Annotated in this window: 18 protein-coding genes and 1 tRNA gene; 10 read left to right on the forward strand and 9 right to left on the reverse strand. The window is 57.8% G+C overall.

Annotation, left to right across the window (positions count from 1 at the left end; all coding sequences use genetic code 11):
- The first annotated feature begins 76 nt into the window (after nucleotides 1–76).
- Nucleotides 77–2,716 (forward strand): hypothetical protein, encoded by a 2,640-nt coding sequence (locus tag B9Q17_RS09775; protein WP_094625079.1) that lies wholly within the window; start codon nucleotides 77–79, stop codon nucleotides 2,714–2,716.
- Between the two features lie 29 nt (nucleotides 2,717–2,745).
- On the opposite strand, the gene mnmC is transcribed toward B9Q17_RS09775, so the two are convergent.
- Both mnmC and B9Q17_RS09785 read right to left on the reverse strand, forming a co-directional pair.
- Entirely contained in the window at nucleotides 2,746–4,623 is a 1,878-nt protein-coding gene (gene mnmC, locus B9Q17_RS09780; RefSeq protein ID WP_094625080.1) for a bifunctional tRNA (5-methylaminomethyl-2-thiouridine)(34)-methyltransferase MnmC2/FAD-dependent 5-carboxymethylaminomethyl-2-thiouridine(34) oxidoreductase MnmC1, read from the reverse strand.
- Between the two features lie 4 nt (nucleotides 4,624–4,627).
- A complete protein-coding gene (locus B9Q17_RS09785) occupies nucleotides 4,628–5,236 on the reverse strand; it encodes a peptidylprolyl isomerase (protein WP_094625141.1) in 609 nt (202 codons plus the stop codon).
- 213 nt (nucleotides 5,237–5,449) lie between these two features.
- Between B9Q17_RS09785 and B9Q17_RS09790 the strand changes: the two genes are divergently transcribed.
- From B9Q17_RS09790 to B9Q17_RS09800, 3 genes are all read left to right on the forward strand, one after another.
- Complete coding sequence (locus tag B9Q17_RS09790; protein WP_152521771.1) at nucleotides 5,450–6,031, forward strand: hypothetical protein; 582 nt, start codon at nucleotides 5,450–5,452, stop codon at nucleotides 6,029–6,031.
- Between the two features lie 75 nt (nucleotides 6,032–6,106).
- Complete coding sequence (locus B9Q17_RS09795) at nucleotides 6,107–6,811, forward strand: cyclic di-GMP-binding domain-containing protein, MshE-related (protein ID WP_094625142.1); 705 nt, start codon at nucleotides 6,107–6,109, stop codon at nucleotides 6,809–6,811.
- Nucleotides 6,812–6,895: 84 nt separating this feature from the next.
- Entirely contained in the window at nucleotides 6,896–8,095 is a 1,200-nt protein-coding gene (locus tag B9Q17_RS09800) for an MFS transporter (RefSeq protein WP_094625081.1), read from the forward strand.
- On the opposite strand, the gene B9Q17_RS09805 is transcribed toward B9Q17_RS09800, so the two are convergent.
- Nucleotides 8,049–8,711: a cupin domain-containing protein gene (locus B9Q17_RS09805; RefSeq protein ID WP_094625082.1), complete on the reverse strand. Its 663-nt coding sequence runs from the start codon at nucleotides 8,709–8,711 to the stop codon at nucleotides 8,049–8,051. The two genes, B9Q17_RS09800 and B9Q17_RS09805, sit on opposite strands and share 47 nt — an antisense overlap.
- A 19-nt stretch (nucleotides 8,712–8,730) precedes the next feature.
- Entirely contained in the window at nucleotides 8,731–9,261 is a 531-nt protein-coding gene (locus tag B9Q17_RS09810) for an isochorismatase family protein (protein WP_022989254.1), read from the reverse strand.
- 189 nt (nucleotides 9,262–9,450) lie between these two features.
- Here B9Q17_RS09810 and B9Q17_RS09815 point away from each other — a divergent pair.
- Nucleotides 9,451–9,541: transfer RNA gene (locus tag B9Q17_RS09815), tRNA-Ser, on the forward strand.
- A gap of 193 nt (nucleotides 9,542–9,734) precedes the next feature.
- Nucleotides 9,735–10,838: a porin gene (locus B9Q17_RS09820; protein ID WP_094625083.1), complete on the forward strand. Its 1,104-nt coding sequence runs from the start codon at nucleotides 9,735–9,737 to the stop codon at nucleotides 10,836–10,838.
- 32 nt (nucleotides 10,839–10,870) lie between these two features.
- On the opposite strand, the gene B9Q17_RS09825 is transcribed toward B9Q17_RS09820, so the two are convergent.
- The 3 genes from B9Q17_RS09825 to B9Q17_RS09835 all read right to left on the reverse strand — a co-directional run bounded on the left by B9Q17_RS09825 (nucleotide 10,871) and on the right by B9Q17_RS09835 (nucleotide 13,576).
- Nucleotides 10,871–11,812, reverse strand: coding sequence for an AEC family transporter (locus B9Q17_RS09825; protein ID WP_425268615.1), 942 nt, complete (start codon nucleotides 11,810–11,812; stop codon nucleotides 10,871–10,873).
- An 89-nt stretch (nucleotides 11,813–11,901) separates the two neighbouring features.
- Nucleotides 11,902–12,915, reverse strand: coding sequence for a c-type cytochrome (locus tag B9Q17_RS09830; RefSeq protein WP_094625085.1), 1,014 nt, complete (start codon nucleotides 12,913–12,915; stop codon nucleotides 11,902–11,904).
- 13 nt (nucleotides 12,916–12,928) lie between these two features.
- Complete coding sequence (locus tag B9Q17_RS09835) at nucleotides 12,929–13,576, reverse strand: c-type cytochrome (protein WP_094625086.1); 648 nt, start codon at nucleotides 13,574–13,576, stop codon at nucleotides 12,929–12,931.
- A gap of 222 nt (nucleotides 13,577–13,798) precedes the next feature.
- On the opposite strand from B9Q17_RS09835, the gene B9Q17_RS09840 reads away from it, so the two are divergent.
- A complete protein-coding gene (locus tag B9Q17_RS09840; RefSeq protein ID WP_036219418.1) occupies nucleotides 13,799–14,203 on the forward strand; it encodes a DUF1330 domain-containing protein in 405 nt (134 codons plus the stop codon).
- Here the strand turns inward: B9Q17_RS09840 and B9Q17_RS09845 are convergent, their stop codons facing one another.
- Nucleotides 14,204–14,539, reverse strand: coding sequence for a branched-chain amino acid transport AzlD family protein (locus B9Q17_RS09845; RefSeq protein ID WP_022988953.1), 336 nt, complete (start codon nucleotides 14,537–14,539; stop codon nucleotides 14,204–14,206).
- Nucleotides 14,532–15,236 (reverse strand): AzlC family ABC transporter permease, encoded by a 705-nt coding sequence (locus tag B9Q17_RS09850; protein WP_094625087.1) that lies wholly within the window; start codon nucleotides 15,234–15,236, stop codon nucleotides 14,532–14,534. The genes B9Q17_RS09845 and B9Q17_RS09850 overlap by 8 nt, the downstream gene beginning before the upstream one ends.
- 106 nt (nucleotides 15,237–15,342) lie before the next feature.
- Between B9Q17_RS09850 and B9Q17_RS09855 the strand changes: the two genes are divergently transcribed.
- The 3 genes from B9Q17_RS09855 to uvrC all read left to right on the forward strand — a co-directional run bounded on the left by B9Q17_RS09855 (nucleotide 15,343) and on the right by uvrC (nucleotide 18,189).
- Nucleotides 15,343–15,594 (forward strand): YheU family protein, encoded by a 252-nt coding sequence (locus tag B9Q17_RS09855; RefSeq protein ID WP_022988955.1) that lies wholly within the window; start codon nucleotides 15,343–15,345, stop codon nucleotides 15,592–15,594.
- 92 nt (nucleotides 15,595–15,686) lie between these two features.
- Nucleotides 15,687–16,346, forward strand: a complete 660-nt coding sequence (gene uvrY, locus B9Q17_RS09860; RefSeq protein ID WP_094625088.1) for a UvrY/SirA/GacA family response regulator transcription factor — start codon at nucleotides 15,687–15,689, stop codon at nucleotides 16,344–16,346.
- Complete coding sequence (gene uvrC / locus B9Q17_RS09865) at nucleotides 16,330–18,189, forward strand: excinuclease ABC subunit UvrC (protein ID WP_094625089.1); 1,860 nt, start codon at nucleotides 16,330–16,332, stop codon at nucleotides 18,187–18,189. The genes uvrY and uvrC overlap by 17 nt, the downstream gene beginning before the upstream one ends.
- Nucleotides 18,190–18,196 lie beyond the last annotated feature (7 nt).

Below are 18,196 nucleotides of genomic sequence, written 5' to 3' on the forward strand. Positions count from 1 at the left end.
GTAACGGTGTGTAAACCGGTTGGCTGTACGCAACCGGACACCGCCATAACAACAACGTCTTGAAACGGATTTTTGCATGCGCGCCGATTTGTTCTCCCGCACTTTTTCGACGGGCCGGCTTGCGGGCCTGGCTCTGGTTGCCCTGGCCGCGGCCGGCTGTAAAACCGAAAAGGATCCGGACGACCCCACATTGCTGGGCGCACCGCCTACCACGGCATACATCGGCGTTGAGTACTACTACAACTGGGGTGCCTACGGCGGCGAAGGCATCCTCGATTATTCCCTCACCAATGCACCGGCCTGGCTGGCCCTGGAAGATACCAGCAACAAGGCCCGGCAGGGCGTCATCATGCGCGGTGTGCCGGGGCTGACCGGCGGCGAGCGCGGCCTGGACGACCTTGGCAAAACTGAAGATATCGATATCGTGACCACTGATGGTCGCATGGCCGGGTTCCAGCCGTTTGATATCGAAGTGAAGCACAACCTGGTTTCAGTGGAGGCGCCGGAGTTTACCGAAGGTGAATCACCGGAGATCAGTGCTCCCAGGGGTGAACACTGTGCATTGCCGGAGCTTGAGCCGGAAGGCGCCCACAGTGTTTCCGAAACGGCTGCCCAGCCAACCCGCCGGGTGTATGCCAAAGTCCGGCTTGAACGGCCATCTGTTACCCGAGTTTCCATTGCCTTCCAGCTGGAGTCGGATTTCACCTGTGAAGATCCCGTTGGAGCTATTTCCCGGGAATGCCATTCCGCCGACAGCAATATGGGCCGCGCGATTATCGGGCAGGACATTGTGGCTCTTGGCAGCGGCTCGGACCACCCGGTTGATGAAGAGGGCAATGAGCTGGGCTATGTAACGTACCAGGAAGGCCCCGAAGGCTTCTACGACCGGGGTGTCGTTACCCTGGAGCCTGGTGTCAGTGAATGCTATATCCCGCTGGAAGTGATTGATGACAAGGTGGCGGAACCCACCGAGCAGGCTCGACTGGCCCTGACGGAGGTTCGCGAGGGCCTGGCGTCTCTTGGCAATAATAACGCCGGTATCAGCACCAACCTGGCCATTGCCGATAACGAACCGATGGTTGCCCTGCGAACCCTGAACGGCGGCACCAGGGACACGCTGAATGTTGACCCGGAGGTGACCGATGTAACCTCTGCGGGTTACAACGAGGAGCAGGTTTACGCTGCCATCCTGACTGGCGAGCGGGAAGGGCAGGTAAATGTAAAACTGACGGTTAGCGAACAGGGTTCTACCGTCGGAACCGGAGATTTTGTGATTGTCCAGGCCCCCGAGACTCTTCAGGGCCTTACGCTGGATCCTGAGCCCGGGACTAATGAACTGGTGTTCCCGGCAGGCGTGAACGAGGTGCAGTTCAGTATTACCGCGAAGGACTACGCAGACACCGCCGAAAGCCTGCATGACCGCCTCGCGATCCTGGTTGTTGATGTTAAGGGTCAGGCCGGCCTCGAGAACTTTGCCCGGGGCGAGAGCGACGAGCTGATGACCCTGAGCTTTAACCGACAGATAACGCCGTTGACCTGGACGGATGGATTTGTGCCCACAGACATGGCCACTGGCTCGCAAGGTGAACTGTATGTGGCGGGTCGTGGCTCCGATGATGTATTGCAGGTGCGGATCTACGACCAGAAAGGCGCGCAGTCGGGCTCCACGCTTGAATTGAATGCCGGCGCAACGGCAGCGGCCACGGAGGTGTACCTGGCCCTGGGTAAGCGAACCGAGCGGGTTGACGGTCGCAGTACAACCTACGAAGAGTTGGTGGTGGCTTATTCTGACGCTGGTCAGGCTGTTGTGGAGTTATACCGCAAAGACGGGGACACCGGTGCCTACGGACCGGTATTCGACAAATACAGGCTGGCGTTTGGCTCCTCCGGTAACGATGCCGTCAAACGAGTGGGCTATCAGGGCACCAATGGCGACCTGGTGGTTGCCGGTGAATCCGACGGCGCCTGGGGTGGACAGAGCAATTCCGGTGGCATCGACACCTTCCTGGCAGTGGTTGAAACCATCGGTGAGGAACTCAAGCTTAAGGAAGTCCACCAGGAAGGCTCAACCGGCAATGACAGGGTAGCCGGCGCCAGCACCGAGTTCTCAACTCCTATGCTGTTTGGCTATGCGCCCGGCGTGGTTGATGGCAACGGTGCTGTGGGTCCGTTCTTCTATTCGGGCACGGCAGACGGCGCGGTATACGGTATTGGTGGTGATGCCTCGGAACAACTCCGCCACGGCTTGTATGCAAACAGTACCGCATGGCTGATCGGTGACGGCCCCTGGAGCTACAGTCTGGTTGAAGTGGAAGAGGGCGATAACGAGCTGGAGCGTACAACAGGTGCAACGGCCGGGTTTGTGCTGGGCTTTACCAGCACCGGTGTGCCCAAGGCTGCGTTCACCATTGCCTCCGTTGCAGATGCTGCTGTGAACTCCCTGGACAAGGGCGTCGCACTGGCAAGTGATGTGATTGCTGCCGGAACGCTGGATGGAGGTCAGGGCCTGTTGGCACGGGTGACCACCCAGGAGGATCCGGAGCTTTATCAGAGCTGGCAAAAAGCACTGGCGGAGCCGGGTGTGCAGTTCCTGGGCCTCGGCAACTACCGGGATTATGAGATTGTGGCGCTGGTGGATTCCAATGCCGGACACCAGGTTCTTCTGTTCAGCCCGGAAGGCCGGTTGCTGACACCCGCTACAACGGACAATCCCTGAAGGGTGCCGGAATGACCCTGAGCCGGCACTTAGTCCGGCTTGGGGTATAACCTCGAGCTTTCCACCCGGCGGATCAGCGGCTCCGGCAAGCTCAATGGCTGGCCGGTTATCCGGTCTGCCAGGTACTCTGCCATCAGTGGTGCCCAGGTCAGGCCCTTGCTGCCGTATCCGGTCAGCAGGTAGGCGCCCGGCACTTCCTGCCCGTTTTCATCCTTGAGTTCGTCCGCCACCGGCTGATAATCATGGCTGGCGCAACGGAAAGAAACCCGACCTGCAAGCTCGCTGGCATCAGGCCCATGGTCGCCCATGACGGCAGGCAGCAGCTCTGCCAGTTGATCGATATTTTCCTGGTGGCTTTCCAGTGTAACGTCCGGGTTGTTGTCTCTCAGGTCAAAGGTCGCACCGGTTACTGCGATTCCACTCATGGCCGGGTTCAGGTACTTGGTTCCACAGATGACCGCCTCTGGCAGGTTGTATTTTTCTGCGGGCAAGCAGGTGACCTGTCCCCGGATGGGCTTCAGCCGCAGTTTACCGTTGGCCGGGTTCAGGCTGGCGGACTCGTGACCCCCTGCAATCACCAGCCTCGCTGCGCTCAGCCGCTGGCCTTCCTGACTTTCAATCGTCCAGCCTTTGCCGTCAGACCTCACCGTGCGTACATTGAAACCAAATACCTGTTGGATTCCCGGGTGGTCGGCAAGGGCAGCGCAGGCCTTTGCCGGCTCAAGCCAGCCAGAACCGGGAAACCACAGGCCGCTGGCCGTTACCTTCAGGCCGGCGCGCTTCGAACCTAGCTCTTCATCCACCGGTTCCAGCAGTTCGGGCGGGTACTGGCAGCGTTCAAGGAACTTCTGCTGACGATGCTGCTCCTGCTCGTTGGAGGCCAACTGCAGCAGGCCAGTGGGGTGCCAGAACTGTCCGGCCCAGCGCCGGTAATAGCGCTGGCTGAAACTCAACGCGGTTGCGGCCAGTTCGGTCTGGGCATTGTATTCCACGCCCAGCTTCACATAGAGCGCGCCCTGAGCATTACCGGAGGCACCGGCGCCGGGCTGATCGGCCCGGTCAATCAGCACAACGGGAACCCCCCGTTCCGCAAGGTTGCGGGCGAGGGTGGTGCCGGCAATTCCGGCACCGATGATCGCCACCGGTAACCGGTTTGATGCACCGGAGTCGGCCCCGAAAACCTCAAGCTGGCCGGTCAGCATTTCCCGCTTGCGACCGAAGCCCGGTACCTTTTGCATGGAAAACCCGGCATCGATCAGTGCCCGGCGCACCCGACCCACAGAGGTGAAGGTGGCCAGCGTGGTGCCGGGTTTGCTGTGGTTGCGAATCTGGCCGATGGCGTCTTCCAACCACATCTCCGGATTCAGCGACGGGGCAAAGCCGTCCAGGAACCAGGCATCCGCCTGGAAGGAGAGGTCTCGCCAGGCATCCAGAACATCACCGAAATACAACGTCAGCCGGATTCGCCCGCCCGCCAGTACCAGCCGGTGAGTTCCCTGAATCAGTGGTGGGTAATGGGCGATGAGTTCGGCAGCCTGGGGGGCAAGCTCCGGCCAGAAAGACAGGGCTTTTTCCAGGTCACTCCGGGTCAGGGGAAACCGCTCCACAGACACAAAGTGCAGAATGGCAGAATCATCTTTCGGCCGGCAGTCGAGCCACTCGGCCCAGGCGGCCAGGAAGTTCAGCCCGGTACCAAAGCCGGTTTCCGCAACCACAAAATGACGGTTATCGGCCAGCTCAGCAAAACGCTCCCGGAGCCGGTTGCGGCCGATGAATACATAGCGGGTTTCTTCCAGCCCGTTGTCGCGACTGAAGTACACATCACCAAAGCGTGCAGATTCCGGCACACCATCGCGCCAGACAAGATCCGCCGGCTCCATGGCCGGCGGCAGAACAGGGTTGGTCATAGAGTCAGTCTTCGGCAGCAGCCCGGGTTACCTGCTCGATGATCACAGAGCGCACGGGCACATCGGCCATGCCACGAACACGGGCCGTTTTAACGCCGGCAATGGCATCCACCACATCCATGCCTTCTGTTACTTTGCCAAATACCGCATATCCGGCACCGTTAGCACCCTTGTTCAGGTAGGGGTTGTCGACCAGGTTGATGAAGAACTGGGAGGTGGCGGAATCCGGTGCGCTGGTGCGGGCCATGGCAATGGTGCCGCGCTCGTTAGGCAGCTCGGCGGAGGCCTCGTTAACAATGGTCTCTTCGGTAGACTTGCGGGACATGTCTTCAGTAAATCCGCCGCCCTGAATCATGAAGTCGGCGATTACGCGGTGGAAAATTGTGCCGTTGTAGAAGCCTTTATCGACATAGCCCAGGAAGTTTTCGACCGTTTTCGGGGCGACATCCGGGCGCAGTTCCAGGGAAAAAGCACCGTGAGAGGTTTCAAACCGCACTTCCGGACGCTCGTTTACAGGCTCTTCTGCCTGTACCGGAGCGGCAGCCATCAGGGGCAGTGCGAGGGCAAGCAGGACGGGCTTCACATTAAACAGGCTTTTTACGGTATTTGTCATTTCAACAGTACTCGCGGTTTCAGGAATGGATCGCTTGGCTGACATAATGTCTGAAATCGTAACCTGTGCACAATTCTAACAGATACTTAACCATTGAATGCCCGCGATGGTAGACAGTTGAATAAGCTGGGTTATCCTTGAAATGTGTCGACTTGAAAGTCATGTTGCCGATTCGGGTTGTACGGTAATCACTTTGAATACAGGAGAAGTCTGGTGAGATTCCGTTTATTAACGCAGGCTGGTGCGGTGGCGTCTGCCTTCGCCGTCTTTACCGGTTCCGCGCCAATGGCCTTGGCTTCCGAGCAGCAAAACTGGAGCTACACACCGGCGTTTCTGCCGGTATCAGAAGCCGGTATGTCTGCGGTTTCCGCTCACGGCAGTGTGCGTTTGCAGGAGTTGCTGCGAGCGGGTGGTGGCACCCAGCCGGCCCACCTTGAGAGCCCGGATTATGTCACCCGTGTGAATGCGCCATCCGGTGAGGTTAGCGGAGACAGCCTTGCGGACTTGGGCACTGCCGGTGCAGATGTGGCCAATGTCCTTGAAGACCTGCTGGCGTCGCTGCCCGATTTGCTGGACATGGACTTCAAGATTGTCGGCATTAAATACCGGCCGGGCGAAGAGGTCGTCACGCTGGGCAGCGATGGCGCAATCCATGTTGCCTTCCCGGAAACCGTGGACCTGGTCGCCATCGAAAATCTTAACGTAGGCGGCGGAGACGGCCCGCCACTAGGCGATATCAACCTCTATGATCTAAGCTTTCACCGGGATTCCAGAATCCGCATCCAGGGAGAGTAATGCTCTGCCGGGTGCGGTTCGTTCGTGCCGGGCCGGGTTGTACGGTTGCAACTGTACCAGCGGGAGCGTTTGCCAGTGAAAGTACACAAAGGGTTTGAGGAAAAGTCCCGGCTTGGCCGGTTGCTGATCAACCGGGGTTATATCTCGGAAGGCCAGCTGGAAGCCGGCCTGAAAATTCAGCATGACACCGGCCAACGCCTGGGTGAGGTGCTGGTAGAAGCCGGTTGGCTTACCGAGCGGGAACTGCACCGGGTTCTCAAACACCAGGCCCGTTACCGCAACGCCGCCGCACTGGTGGCCATGGTCACCGTCCCTTTCCAGCCCCTGGTCACCTTTGCCTCAGGCAACTCCAATGCCGCCCTCGCTCCGGTGGTGGCGGGTGAGATGTATGGTGGCTTTGCGCCCATGACCGAAGAGGAAATGGCCAGCGTAACTGCCGGGAGCGAGATTGGGCTTCTGGAGCGTATTGAAACCGTCGCTGATCCGGAAACCGCCCGGGACCCGGTTAACACCCTGAAACTGGCCTCCCACATATTCTCTCCGGTGTTGAGCTTCGTCGATTCGGACCTCAGTATTTCCGGCGTCCATTACCGGGAAGGCGAACCCCAATACCGTATCCGCGATGACGGCGCACTTCAGTTGCTGCTGCCGGAGCGCATCGAGGAAGTTCGTCTCGACAATATTCGTGTCACCAACAGTCAGACACCGCCTATTGGCAATATCAGCATTCAGGATATCCGTTTCCATTCGGATTCCCGGATGACGATTCACCTGCATTAGCCGTCATTGCGGCTTTGAGCAGCAATTGCCAGCTTGTCATTTAGTGATAGAGTGCCGTTTTCGCATTTCTGACGGGACAGTTTCATGCCTTTGAATGTATGGGTGCTGGTAGCGGCTCAGGCGCTGGCCATGTGCACGGCTCCTTTTATCGTATTTATCGGAAGTATTCAGGGGCGGCTGCTGGCGCCGGCACCGGAACTGGCCACCTTGCCGGTAGGACTGGTGGTGGTCGGCACAGTTCTGGCTATCAAGCCGGCTACCTGGCTGATGGAGCGGGTAGGGCGCAAGCAGGTGATGTTGCTGGGCACGCTGGCCGGCATGATCGCTGGCGGTCTGGGTATGTTTGCCTCCTGGCAATCGGACTTTGTCACCATGTGCCTTGCCTCCGTTATCGGTGGCTCCGGGTTGGCGGTAGTGCATCAATACCGGTTTGCGGCCATGGAGTCGGTAGCTTCGGACATGGCGGGTACAGCGGCCGCCAGGGTATTGCTTGGTGGCCTGGTAGCTGCCTGGCTCGGGCCGGAAGTTGCCGGACTGGGTAGTGGCACAGACGAACGTTTTCCATTTCTTCTAAGCTGGGCCGGACTGGCGGTGGTGCAAGCCATGGCCCTGGTTGTGGTGGCGGTCGGTTATCGGCCTTCCGGGGAACGGGTGGCCGAGATTGTCGTGGGTGGTGGTCGCCCCATGCGTGAGATTCTCGCCAATCCCTTGGTCTGGACCGCCATCAGTGGTGCAGCCATTGGTTATGCGGTGATGAGCTATATCATGACTGCAACGCCCCTGAGTATGACGGAAATGGCCGGGCACGATTTTGACGACGCCAAGCGGGTAATCCAGCTGCACATCATGGCCATGTACCTGCCGTCTCTTATCTCCGGATGGCTGATCCGGGTGGTGGGCATCCCCTTGATGATGACTGTCGGCTTGCTGGCCTATCTGGGGTGTATTCTGTTGGCCGCGGCAGGCATCAGCTTCCACCATTATTTATGGGCCCTGATCCTGCTCGGGGTGGGCTGGAACTTCCTGTTTGTTGGCGGCACCACCCTGTTGCCTCAGGGCTATCGGGATTCAGAGCGATTCCGGGTACAGGGCCTCAATGACATCATGGTATTCAGCGCCCAGGCCACGGCGGCGCTGAGTGCCGGAGCCGTGCTGACTGCCCTGGGCTGGGCTTCGCTGTTAATGGTTGCCGTGCCGCTGCTGGTGCTGCACGCTTTGTTGATGGCAGCCTGGCTGCTCAGGCGCCAGCCGGCAGGGGCAGGTGGCCGGTCTTCACCCAGATAACGGTTTCCTGGTCTACGAACGGGTGATGCTGGCTCAGGTGCGGGCTGCGCATCCAGGTGCCTTCCGCGTAACGGCCGTGTTCATCGCAGAACTCGCCGGTCAGCACCAGGATTTCCTCGCCACCAAAGTGCCGGTGGGGCTGGAAGACCTCATTGGCCGGCCATTTCACCAGGGCCACATGCTCATGCTCGAAATCGTGCAGGGGCATTACCTGCAGCCCGCCAATGCCCGGCAACCATTCAGCCTGATTGGTATCGACACGAACGGTCGCGGTGTCCCTCGGATCAAACTGATGCAGCTTCACCAACAGGGTGCAACCTTCTTCGCTGAAGGGCGCGTGTCCAGTGCCGGGTGGGTTCCGGAGGTAGGTGCCGGCCGGGTAATGGCCGGTCTCGTCGGAGAACACTCCCTCCAATACCAGGATTTCCTCTCCCAGTGGGTGCTCATGCCGCTTGAAGGAAGAACCGGGTTTGTAGCGAACTATGCTGGTGGCATGGCCCCGTTCGGCCTCTTCCCGTGCCAGCGGCTTGCGCTCCACGCCCGCCGCCGGGCTGGGTTGCCATTCCTGTTCTCGGGTCCGAACAACCACTCGCTGGGAGAAATCCATATTCAGCATGAAAAACCTCGAATATGTGCTATTTGATCAGTGCCTGAACGTCCCGGAACCTGGGGTGGCGACAGTCTACCATCCACTCGAACGCTACCATCTCTGTGGTAACTATCCGGGCGCCACTCTGGTGCAGGCGGTCCAGCGCTACGTCCCGGTCGAAATCATTTCGGGAACCGGTTGCATCCGCTACCACCCAGACCTTGTAACCGGCATCCAGAAGGCTCAGGGCCGTTTGCAGCATACATACGTGGGTTTCGCAGCCTCCGATGACAATATGCTGGCGGCCCTCCGGCAGGGCATCAATCAGCCCGTCCGGACAGGCATCGAAATGGTATTTGCTGACGGTGTGGTGGCAAAGCTCCCGAACACTTTCCACATTCGGCCCCAGCTTGTCCGGAACCTGCTCCGTGGCGATGACCGGCACCTCCAGCAAGCCCGCAATTGTCGCCAGCAGGGTGCAGCGGTCGACCACCTCCATTCCCTGACTGATTGCAGGCATCAGCCTGGCCTGTACATCGACAAGAAGCAGGGTGGACTGTTCGGCTTTCATTAACATAAAGAGGCTCCGGATATTGTGGGTGTTTGATGACAAGGATAGCCAATTTAGTCGCCGGAAATCCGCCAACACGGATTTTCAGGATTTTTTTAAAGGAATCGCTTCATTGCGGTTGCCAAACGCCAGCAAAACTATTAAAGTTTGCGCCCTCAAATGAGCGACAACGTAGCTGATTTGAAACAGTTTATTGGAGAGGTGGCCGAGTGGCTGAAGGCGCACGCCTGGAAAGTGTGTATACGTTAATAGCGTATCGAGGGTTCGAATCCCTCCCTCTCCGCCAATAAAAGAACCCCGGCAGACATGCCGGGGTTTTTTATTGGGCTGAATAATCCCTCCAGCCGTAAGCATTAACCGCTACCCCGCACCAAACACCCCCACAAAACTGACATCAGTCAAATCGCCACCCCCCTGAATTTCCTAATTTTCTCTCCATGCCATGGAAATGAAATATCTTCCAAAACTGGAGCATCAGAATGAAAAAACACCAACTTGCACTTTCAGTTGCCCTGGGCAGCCTGATGACATCCGCCGCCATGGCTCAGAATGTAGACCTGTCAAAGGTTAACGTGGATGCCTATGGCCATATCAACATGGCTGTGATGCATGGCGATACGGGCTACGGTTCAGAGCAGTATATTGTTGATAACAAATATGCCTCCAGTCGTGTAGGTACACGCATCTCAACTGATGTAGAAGAGCTTGGGATGACTGTTGGTGCTCATATTGAGTTTGAGTATCAGCACAACGATTCAAATGTCGTTAACGAGCAAAACCGTAGTGAAAAAGGTGAGTGGAATGAGCGTCATGTGAATCTGTTTGCCAAAGGCCGCTACGGTATGATCTCCGTAGGTCAGGGCTCCGGTGCGGCTGATGGTGCAACAGAAATGGACCTCTCCGGTACTAAAGTAGCTGCTTTCCCTGACCTGAGGCTCGTAGGTGGTGCCCTTCCATTTGCGGGCAAAGACGGTGTTGGTGATGTGCAGGTAAAACAATCGTTCCAGAGTCAGGATTTTGAAGCCCGCTATGACCGCATTCGCTACGATGCTCCTAACTTCGGTCCGGTAAAAGTGTCTGTCAGTCATGGTTACAAAGAACAAGGTGGCGGCAACGCAGATACTTCAGAGTTCGCGGCTTCCTATAACACCAATGTTGATGGTCTTGGCCGTATTTCCGCAGCAGTGGGCTACTCGGCTCAGTATGGTGAAACTGGCGGCGCAGTCGCTCAGGACACCGTTGGTGGTTCCATCTCCTGGCTGCATGAGAGCGGTTTTAACGCCACCGGTGTCTACTCTTACCGGGACTACGACAGCGACAAGAAAGAAAGCACCTTCAACATGGTGAAGCTGGGTTATAAAACCGGCAAGCACTCCTACACTCTCCACCGGGCTCAAGGTCAAGACTTTAACCCGGTTGGAATAACAGGCTCCGACGTAGAAATCTACGGCGCCGCCTACGTCTACCAGCCCATCAAGCGCCTGGACGTATACTTCGCCTACAACAACTTCGCGCTGGATGCTGACAACGGCGGCTATGACGATGTGAACGTCGCCATGATCGGCAGCCGCCTGAAGTTCTGATCGCCTGAAACCTCAGTCAACCGGGCAGGGCATTACGCCAGCCCGGTGGACTGCAGTATGAAGACCCCCACCGTTACCGTTACGCTGGCCAGTAAGGTGGTCAGTGCAATGATATTGGCCGCCATGCGGTCGTTCCCGCCCAAAGCCTTCACCATGACAAAACTCGCCGCTGCCGTCGGGCTGGCGAAGAACAGGAACATCAGGCCCAGTTCCCGGCCTTCGAATCCCGCCAACCAGGCCGCCAGTGTGCACAGGGCCGGCAAACTCACCATTTTCCACACCGAGGCTCCCAGCGCCGGGCCGCTGTCCGTTCTGATGGCTTTCAGGGAAACGGTGGCGCCAATGCAGAGCAGGGCCAGTGGCAGGGTGAGAGAGGCAAAGTAATTGCCGCTGGTCATCACCCATTGTGGAAGGGTGACCTCCCAGGCGGCGAAGGGAATAGCGATAACCACGGCAATAATCAGCGGATTGCGAACCACGTCTTTAACGGTATTCGAGAAGCTCATGCTTTTACCCGGCTGATACGCCAGCAATACCACGACAGAAAGCACGTTGTAGGAAATAATAACCAGCCCCAGCAATATGCCGCCGGCAGACAAGCCGTAATCGCCATAAAGGTTGGCCGCCAAGGCCAGGCCGACAATCCCGCAATTACCCCGGAACGCACCCTGCACATAGACGCCCCGGTCATCTTTGGTCACCCGCCGGATTGCCCAGAACCAGACAGCGCCGAAGCTGGCCAGTGTGGCCGCCAGGTAGAACAGCAGCAGTTTGATGTTGAATGCCGTCGTCAGATCTGCCCGGATGATGCTGAGGAATACCAGGGTTGGCAGCGTGGCCTTGAACACCAGGGCGGAAGCGGTGCCGACAAAGTTCTGGTCTATCCAGCCAATCCGGCGCAGGCCGATGCCGATAAAGACCATGGCAAAAACCGGCAGGGTGGTTTCAAGGGTGTGGGCGAAGGTTGCTAACAGACCGCTCAAGGGACAACGTACTCCTCTGGAACAAACAACGAAAAAGGCCTCCGCTAGGGAGGCCTTGTGTCGGCATTATAACCGTTCTTTCAGTCGAAGTTCCTTGAGCGGATGGTATCAGGCTTCAGGAATGGCTTTTCGCCGGTATTGTCGTGGTCAGCCAGTACTTTGCCGTCATGCTCGCGAACCTGGCCGTACATGGAGTGCTTGTGGAAGGTAGGCCCGAATTGCTCCAGGGTTTCTTTCACGTCGCCGGTGTAGCGCGGATCTTGCGGGCGCTCCTGGCTGTCCATATAGAAGGCGATGTCCCAGGCTTCCTGGTCACTCAGGGAGTTGGGCTGGCCCAGAGGCATGTTGTTCTTGATAAAGCCGGCTGCGGTGAACAGGCGCACAATGCCTGCACCCCAGTTGTTGGACATATCGCCCCAGGGTGCCGGAAATACGGTGTGGCCATCTACGCGCAGGCCAGAGCCATCTTCCTGGTGGCAAACGGCACAGTTTTCCTCGTACAGCTTTTCACCGTTAGCGTAGCTGAGTTCCGCCGGGCGCTCTGGTGCCGGGAAGCCGCGGCCGTAAATGGGCTGCTTCGGGTACATTTCCACGCCGGTGGCCAGCCATTGATGGTAGGCAGACAGTGCCAGCATGTTGTCACTGCCGTATTCCAGCGGCTTGCCATTCATGGAGTAAGTAAAACAACCGGCAATACGTTCTTCCAGGTTGTTTACATGGCCATTCTTGCCACGGTAACCGGGCAGGGTAACGGCTGCTGGCCAGATCGGCGCGCTGAACGGCATGCGGCCTTCACCCAGGTGGCAGCTGGAGCAGTTCATGTTGTTGAACACATTCTCGCCACGTAGTTGCTGGGTGTTGGTGAACAGGTCGTAGCCCTTGCGGATGACCTTTTTCAGTTCCGGATGGATGTCCGCTTCTTCCAGGTCTGCCATGGTAGGCGGAATGTGGACCAGCTGGCTTTCCTTCGGGGCCGGAAAGCCCATAGAGGTCAACTGATCGATGTAAGCCTGGGTTGTGTCTTCATTGGCCGCCAGGTTAGCCGAGAACGCAAAGGTTCCAGACAGGGCGACAGTAAGCAGTTTGCGCATCATGATAGGTGTCCCCTTATTTGCTGCTGGCGCTCTGGTTGGCAAGCCATACGGCTACCGCGTGAATGTCTTCATCGCTCATGCGTCGGGCGATGGAGCCCATTAGATCCTGCGGATCGTTCTTGCGGGTGCCTTCTTTCCAGGCTTTCAGCTGGGCTTCGATATAACCGGCATGCTGGCCGGCAATACCCGGGAATACATCGCCGGCACCGCGGTTGCCAGGGCCATGGCAGCTTTTGCAGGAAACAATGTACTGGGACCAGTCGCCGCGTTCGGCCAGCTGCTGACCGCGCTTCAGCGTGGCCTCATCGGCGTTTGCGCCACCCTGGCCAGCCGTGGGTTCCAGTTGGCTGTAATAGGCAGCAACATCGGCAATTTTCTGGTCGTCCAGCATGTTCACGAACGGCGTCATGGTCGCGTTTACGCGAGTGCCTGTCTTGATGTCGTGAATCTGCTTGGCGAAGTAAGTGGCATTCAGACCGGCCAGCCGTGGCCAGGATTCTCCACCTTCAATGTGCATGCCGCTGCCGTCGGCCTGGTGGCAGGCAATACACAGGTTGGCGACTTCTTTGCCGCGTTCAGCATCACCTTCGGTTGCAGCCAGCGCAAAGCCCGCATAGGCAGCCAGCCCGAATGCAGCCAGCGTAATTGGAATTTTTCTCACGGTCGGTAGCCTCTCTATTCTTATATATGTGCACTTAGTACTAAAAGTTATTTCGATATAGCTTGCACAAAGCGCGCAATTCTCGCTTGACGAAGGTCAACAATGCAAGCGGACTTATCCGAAAGGCTAATACGAGGATGCATGCGCCGGGAATTTCGTTTACTGTCTGAGATGCAAACCGGAAGTCAGCAAACATCTTTATAACGAAAAGCAGGGACACCTATGGCGACCGTCAACCCTTCTCAGGAAGAGCTTAGGAAAGTTTTGCAAGAGACGCCAAAAGATCAGCCGGTAGTAATGCTGAATCTGCTTCGGTTTCGTGACCAGGCGGCCTACAAAGACGACACAGAAAACTGCTCGGGGCGGGATGCCTATAAGCGCTATATGGACGAAGCGGCAGAATGCGTGCGCTCGGTTGGCGCAGAGGTAATCTGGTCCGGCCGCAGTGTGGGTTCGCTGATTGCGCCGCCCGACGAATCCTGGGACCAGGTATTGCTGGTACGTTACCCCTCCATCAACGCCTTCCTGGCGATGATCGAAAGCCCTGAATATAAAGGTGTGGTGAAGCACCGTACCGCAGCGCTGGAAGACTCCAGACTGGTGGCCAATGTTGAAGGCGCGCCCTGATCAGGCCAGCCAGCCGGATTGCTGGATCGCCATATAGGCAACGGTACCCACCGCAATAGAGAGCAGGGCATTACGCCGCCACAGGTGTACAGCTACCACCAGCAATCCCGGCAGTATGGCGTCCAGCCCCGGCAGGCTTGCGCTCCAGTTCGCGGAACGCTGCAGGAATACGATGGCTAGCAGGGCCATAACCGCGGCCGGCAGAAACCGGCCAATATGCTGTAGCAACGGGTGTTCTGTGTGGCGTTCAAAAAACAGGAAGGGAACCACCCGGGTGGCAAAGGTTGCCGCCGCTGAAATGGCAATGAACGCGGCCAGGTAATAAGTGTCAGTCATGGCTGGCCTCCGCTGCCGGCAGACGGTTCTTGAGCTGGCGATACTGGATCAGAAGAATGCCGGTGACAATTGCGATCGCGAGGATCAGCTGATGAGATGGCCCGACCAGCACCATTGAGATCCCGGCGGCAAAGGCACCGGCCCAGAGCGGGAAGCTGTCGCCCAGTGCTTTGATCTGTTCAATCGTCAATACAATAAACAGCGCGACCAGCGCGAATTCAATACCGGTGCTGTCGAACGCCACCATCTCTCCCAGCAGTGCGCCAATTCCGCAACCGGCAATCCAGTAAGCCTGGTTGAACGCGGTAATGCGGAAGTCCACTTCCTGCTCGTGGTGTTTGTCTGAGGACAGTGGACGGCTGGTGAGCAGGGAGTACGTCTCGTCTGTGAGGCCGAAAATCAGGTAGCCTTTACGCCAGCCGGCGCCCCGGAACCGACCCAGCAGGGACAACCCGTAAAACAGGTGCCGGGCGTTCAACACAAACATGGCAACTGCCACCTCAAGCAGCCCTGCGTTGGCGGCCAGCAGGCTGACAGCAAGGATCTGCCCGGAACCGGCATAGATCACCAGCCCCATCAGCGGAGCAATCCACCAGGCATAGTCCAGCTGGGTGGTAAACAGTACCCCGAAGGCCATTCCCAGCGGAATGTAGCCGAACAGAATCGGCAGTGTCAGGCGAAAGACGTTCTGGTTCATTAGCATCCAAACGTTACGAAAGCGGCGATGATAGTCAAAGCGCACAGGGTTTTGAAGAGCGCAAAAACCGAAAACCCCGTACCATACGCCCCGGACTGGAGGATTTATGACCGACGATACCGCTTATGTGCCCGATGAAGATCCGCGCCAGGAAAAGTTCGTAGTAGACGCAGACCTGCTAACCCAGGACCAGCTGGAAGGGCTGGCGGAAGAATATTGCACCCGTTACCACGGCCTGAACGATACCGAGAACCCGCTGGCGGAACGAAGCCGGGTACTTGCTGCCGTAAAACGGGGAGAGCTGGTCGTGTGGTTTGACCCGGTGGAAAACACCGCGGGGCTGGGCGCTCCCGCCTGATTTCCATCGTTTTCAGGCCCCTACCTACCCGATGGGCGGTGTAAACGGTACAATCACCGTGATTTTTCGTCTACCTGACTGCGAGGTGAGCTTTGATCAGGGTACTGGTTGTAGATGACCACGAGCTGGTGCGCTCCGGTATAACCCGCATGTTAGCCGACAATCCCGATCTCGACGTGATTGGCCAGGCTTCATCCGGAGAGGACGCCATCGAGTTTGTGCGAGAGAACCGACCGGATATCGTTCTGATGGACATTCGCATGCCAGGAATCGGTGGCCTGGAAGCCACCCGTCGTATCCTGCGCCTGGACGACTCTATTCGAGTGATTGTGGTAACCGCCTGCGCGGATGATCCTTACCCCTCCCGAGTGATGCAAAGTGGCGCCCAGGCGTACATCACCAAGGGTGCGGACATCCAGGAAATGGTGCGTGCCATTCGCAAGGCCCATTCCGGACAGCGTTACATCAGCCCTGAAATTGCCCAGAAGATGGCGCTGAAGCAGCTGGCGGGTGAAAAGGACGACGATGGCGAACTGGCAAAGTTCGATCGTTTGTCTGAACGGGAAATGCAGATTGCCATGATGGTGGTGGATTGCCAGAAGGTGCAGGACATCTCCGATAAACTCTGCCTCAGCCCCAAAACCGTGAACAGCTACCGCTACCGGATTTTCGAGAAGCTGGAGATTTCCAGTGATGTAGAGCTGGCGCTGATGGCCGTACGGCTTGGATTGCTGGATGCCGACAAGGTCTGACCCCCAGCAAGGATCCGGGGAGTTCGACAGCAAAGACTTCCTGAAACAGCTTACTGAACGCCCCGGCGTGTATCGTATGTACGATGGCGCCGGGAATATTCTGTACGTGGGAAAAGCCCGCAACCTGAAAAAGCGGGTGAGCAGTTATTTCCGCAAGACCGGCCTGGCCCCGAAAACCGAAGCACTGGTGGGCAAGATCGAGTCCATCGAGGTGACGATTACCGGCAGCGAAACCGAAGCCTTGCTGCTGGAACAAAACCTGATCAAGTCGCTGCGGCCGCCTTACAACATCCTGCTGCGGGATGACAAATCCTACCCCTATATCTACCTGTCTTCTCACAGCGACTATCCCTCGCTGACCTTCCGCCGTGGCCGCACCAAAAAGGGTGGCGGCACCTGGTTCGGGCCGTTTCCAAGCTCTGGTGCCGTCAAGGAAAGTCTTAATATCCTGCAGAAGGTTTTTCGTATAAGGTCTTGTAGTGAAAACTATTTCAGGAACCGTAACCGGCCTTGCCTGCAGTATCAGATTAACCGGTGCACGGCGCCATGTGTGGGTTATGTAACACCGGAGGGGTACCAGCAGGATATCCGCCATGCCACCATGTTCCTGGAAGGCAAGAACCCGGCCATCATCCACGACCTGATGAATGCCATGGAGCAGGCAGCTAAGAACCTGGAGTTCGAAAAGGCGGCCGCCTACCGGGACCAGGTCAACCATCTTCGCCATGTTCAGGAGCAGCAATCCATTGAAGGTGAGGGCGGCGATGCGGATGTGATTGCCATTGCCCAGGATGCCGGCGTGGTGTGCATTGTGGTGATCATCGTTCGTGGTGGTCGGGTGCTGGGCACCAAGGACTACTTCCCGAGGTTTTCACTCGAGCAGTCCGAAGGGGAACTGCTTTCGGCGTTTCTGGGCCAGTACTACTTTGGCGGTGATACCCGCCGGGAAATTCCCCGGGACATCCTCGTGCCGGTGGCTGTGGAAGGGCAGGAACTGCTGGCAGAGGCCCTCAGCGAGGCTGCCAACCGGGAAACCCGCATTCGGGGTAATGTGCGCGGCGAACGCAAGCGCTGGCTGGAACTGGCCATGACCAACGCCCGGCAAACCTTGCTTACCCACCTGGCCAGCAAGGAAACCGTGTATCGCCGTTTGCTGGCGCTGCGGGACCTGCTGGAGCTGGCTGAAACCCCGTCCCGGATGGAATGTTTCGACATAAGCCACAGCCATGGGGAAAATACCGTCGCATCCTGTGTGGTTTTCGACGAGAATGGGCCACTGAAAAGCGATTACCGGCTATATAACATTGAAGGCGTAAAGGCCGGTGACGACTATGCCGCCATGCGCCAGGTGCTGACGCGCCGCTACCGCCGGCTGGTGAGTGGCGACGGCAAGCGGCCAGACCTCGTTTTCATCGACGGTGGTAAAGGCCAGTTGAACATTGCCCGGGAAGTCTTTGAAGAGCTTGGGATTTCCGATATTCCGCTGATTGGTGTGGCCAAGGGTGTCACCCGCCGGGCCGGCATGGAACAACTGATTGACGCCATGACAGACACCGTGTTCCGGGTGCCGGCAGACTCACCGGCCTTGCACCTGATTCAGCATATTCGGGACGAATCCCACCGGTTTGCCATTACCGGCCACCGGGCGCGCCGGGACAAGAAACGCCGGCAATCTACCCTGGAAGGCATCGAAGGGGTGGGGCCGAAGCGCCGCCGGGAGCTGATTCGCTACTTCGGCGGTATACAGGAATTACGTAAAGCCAGTGTGGATGAGATGGCCAAGGTTCAGGGCATCAGCAAGTCACTGGCAGAATCCATATACGCAGCATTGCACGACGAATAGGAACACC

It is taken from the genome of Marinobacter vinifirmus, from assembly GCF_002258215.1.
Classification (GTDB): domain Bacteria; phylum Pseudomonadota; class Gammaproteobacteria; order Pseudomonadales; family Oleiphilaceae; genus Marinobacter; species Marinobacter vinifirmus.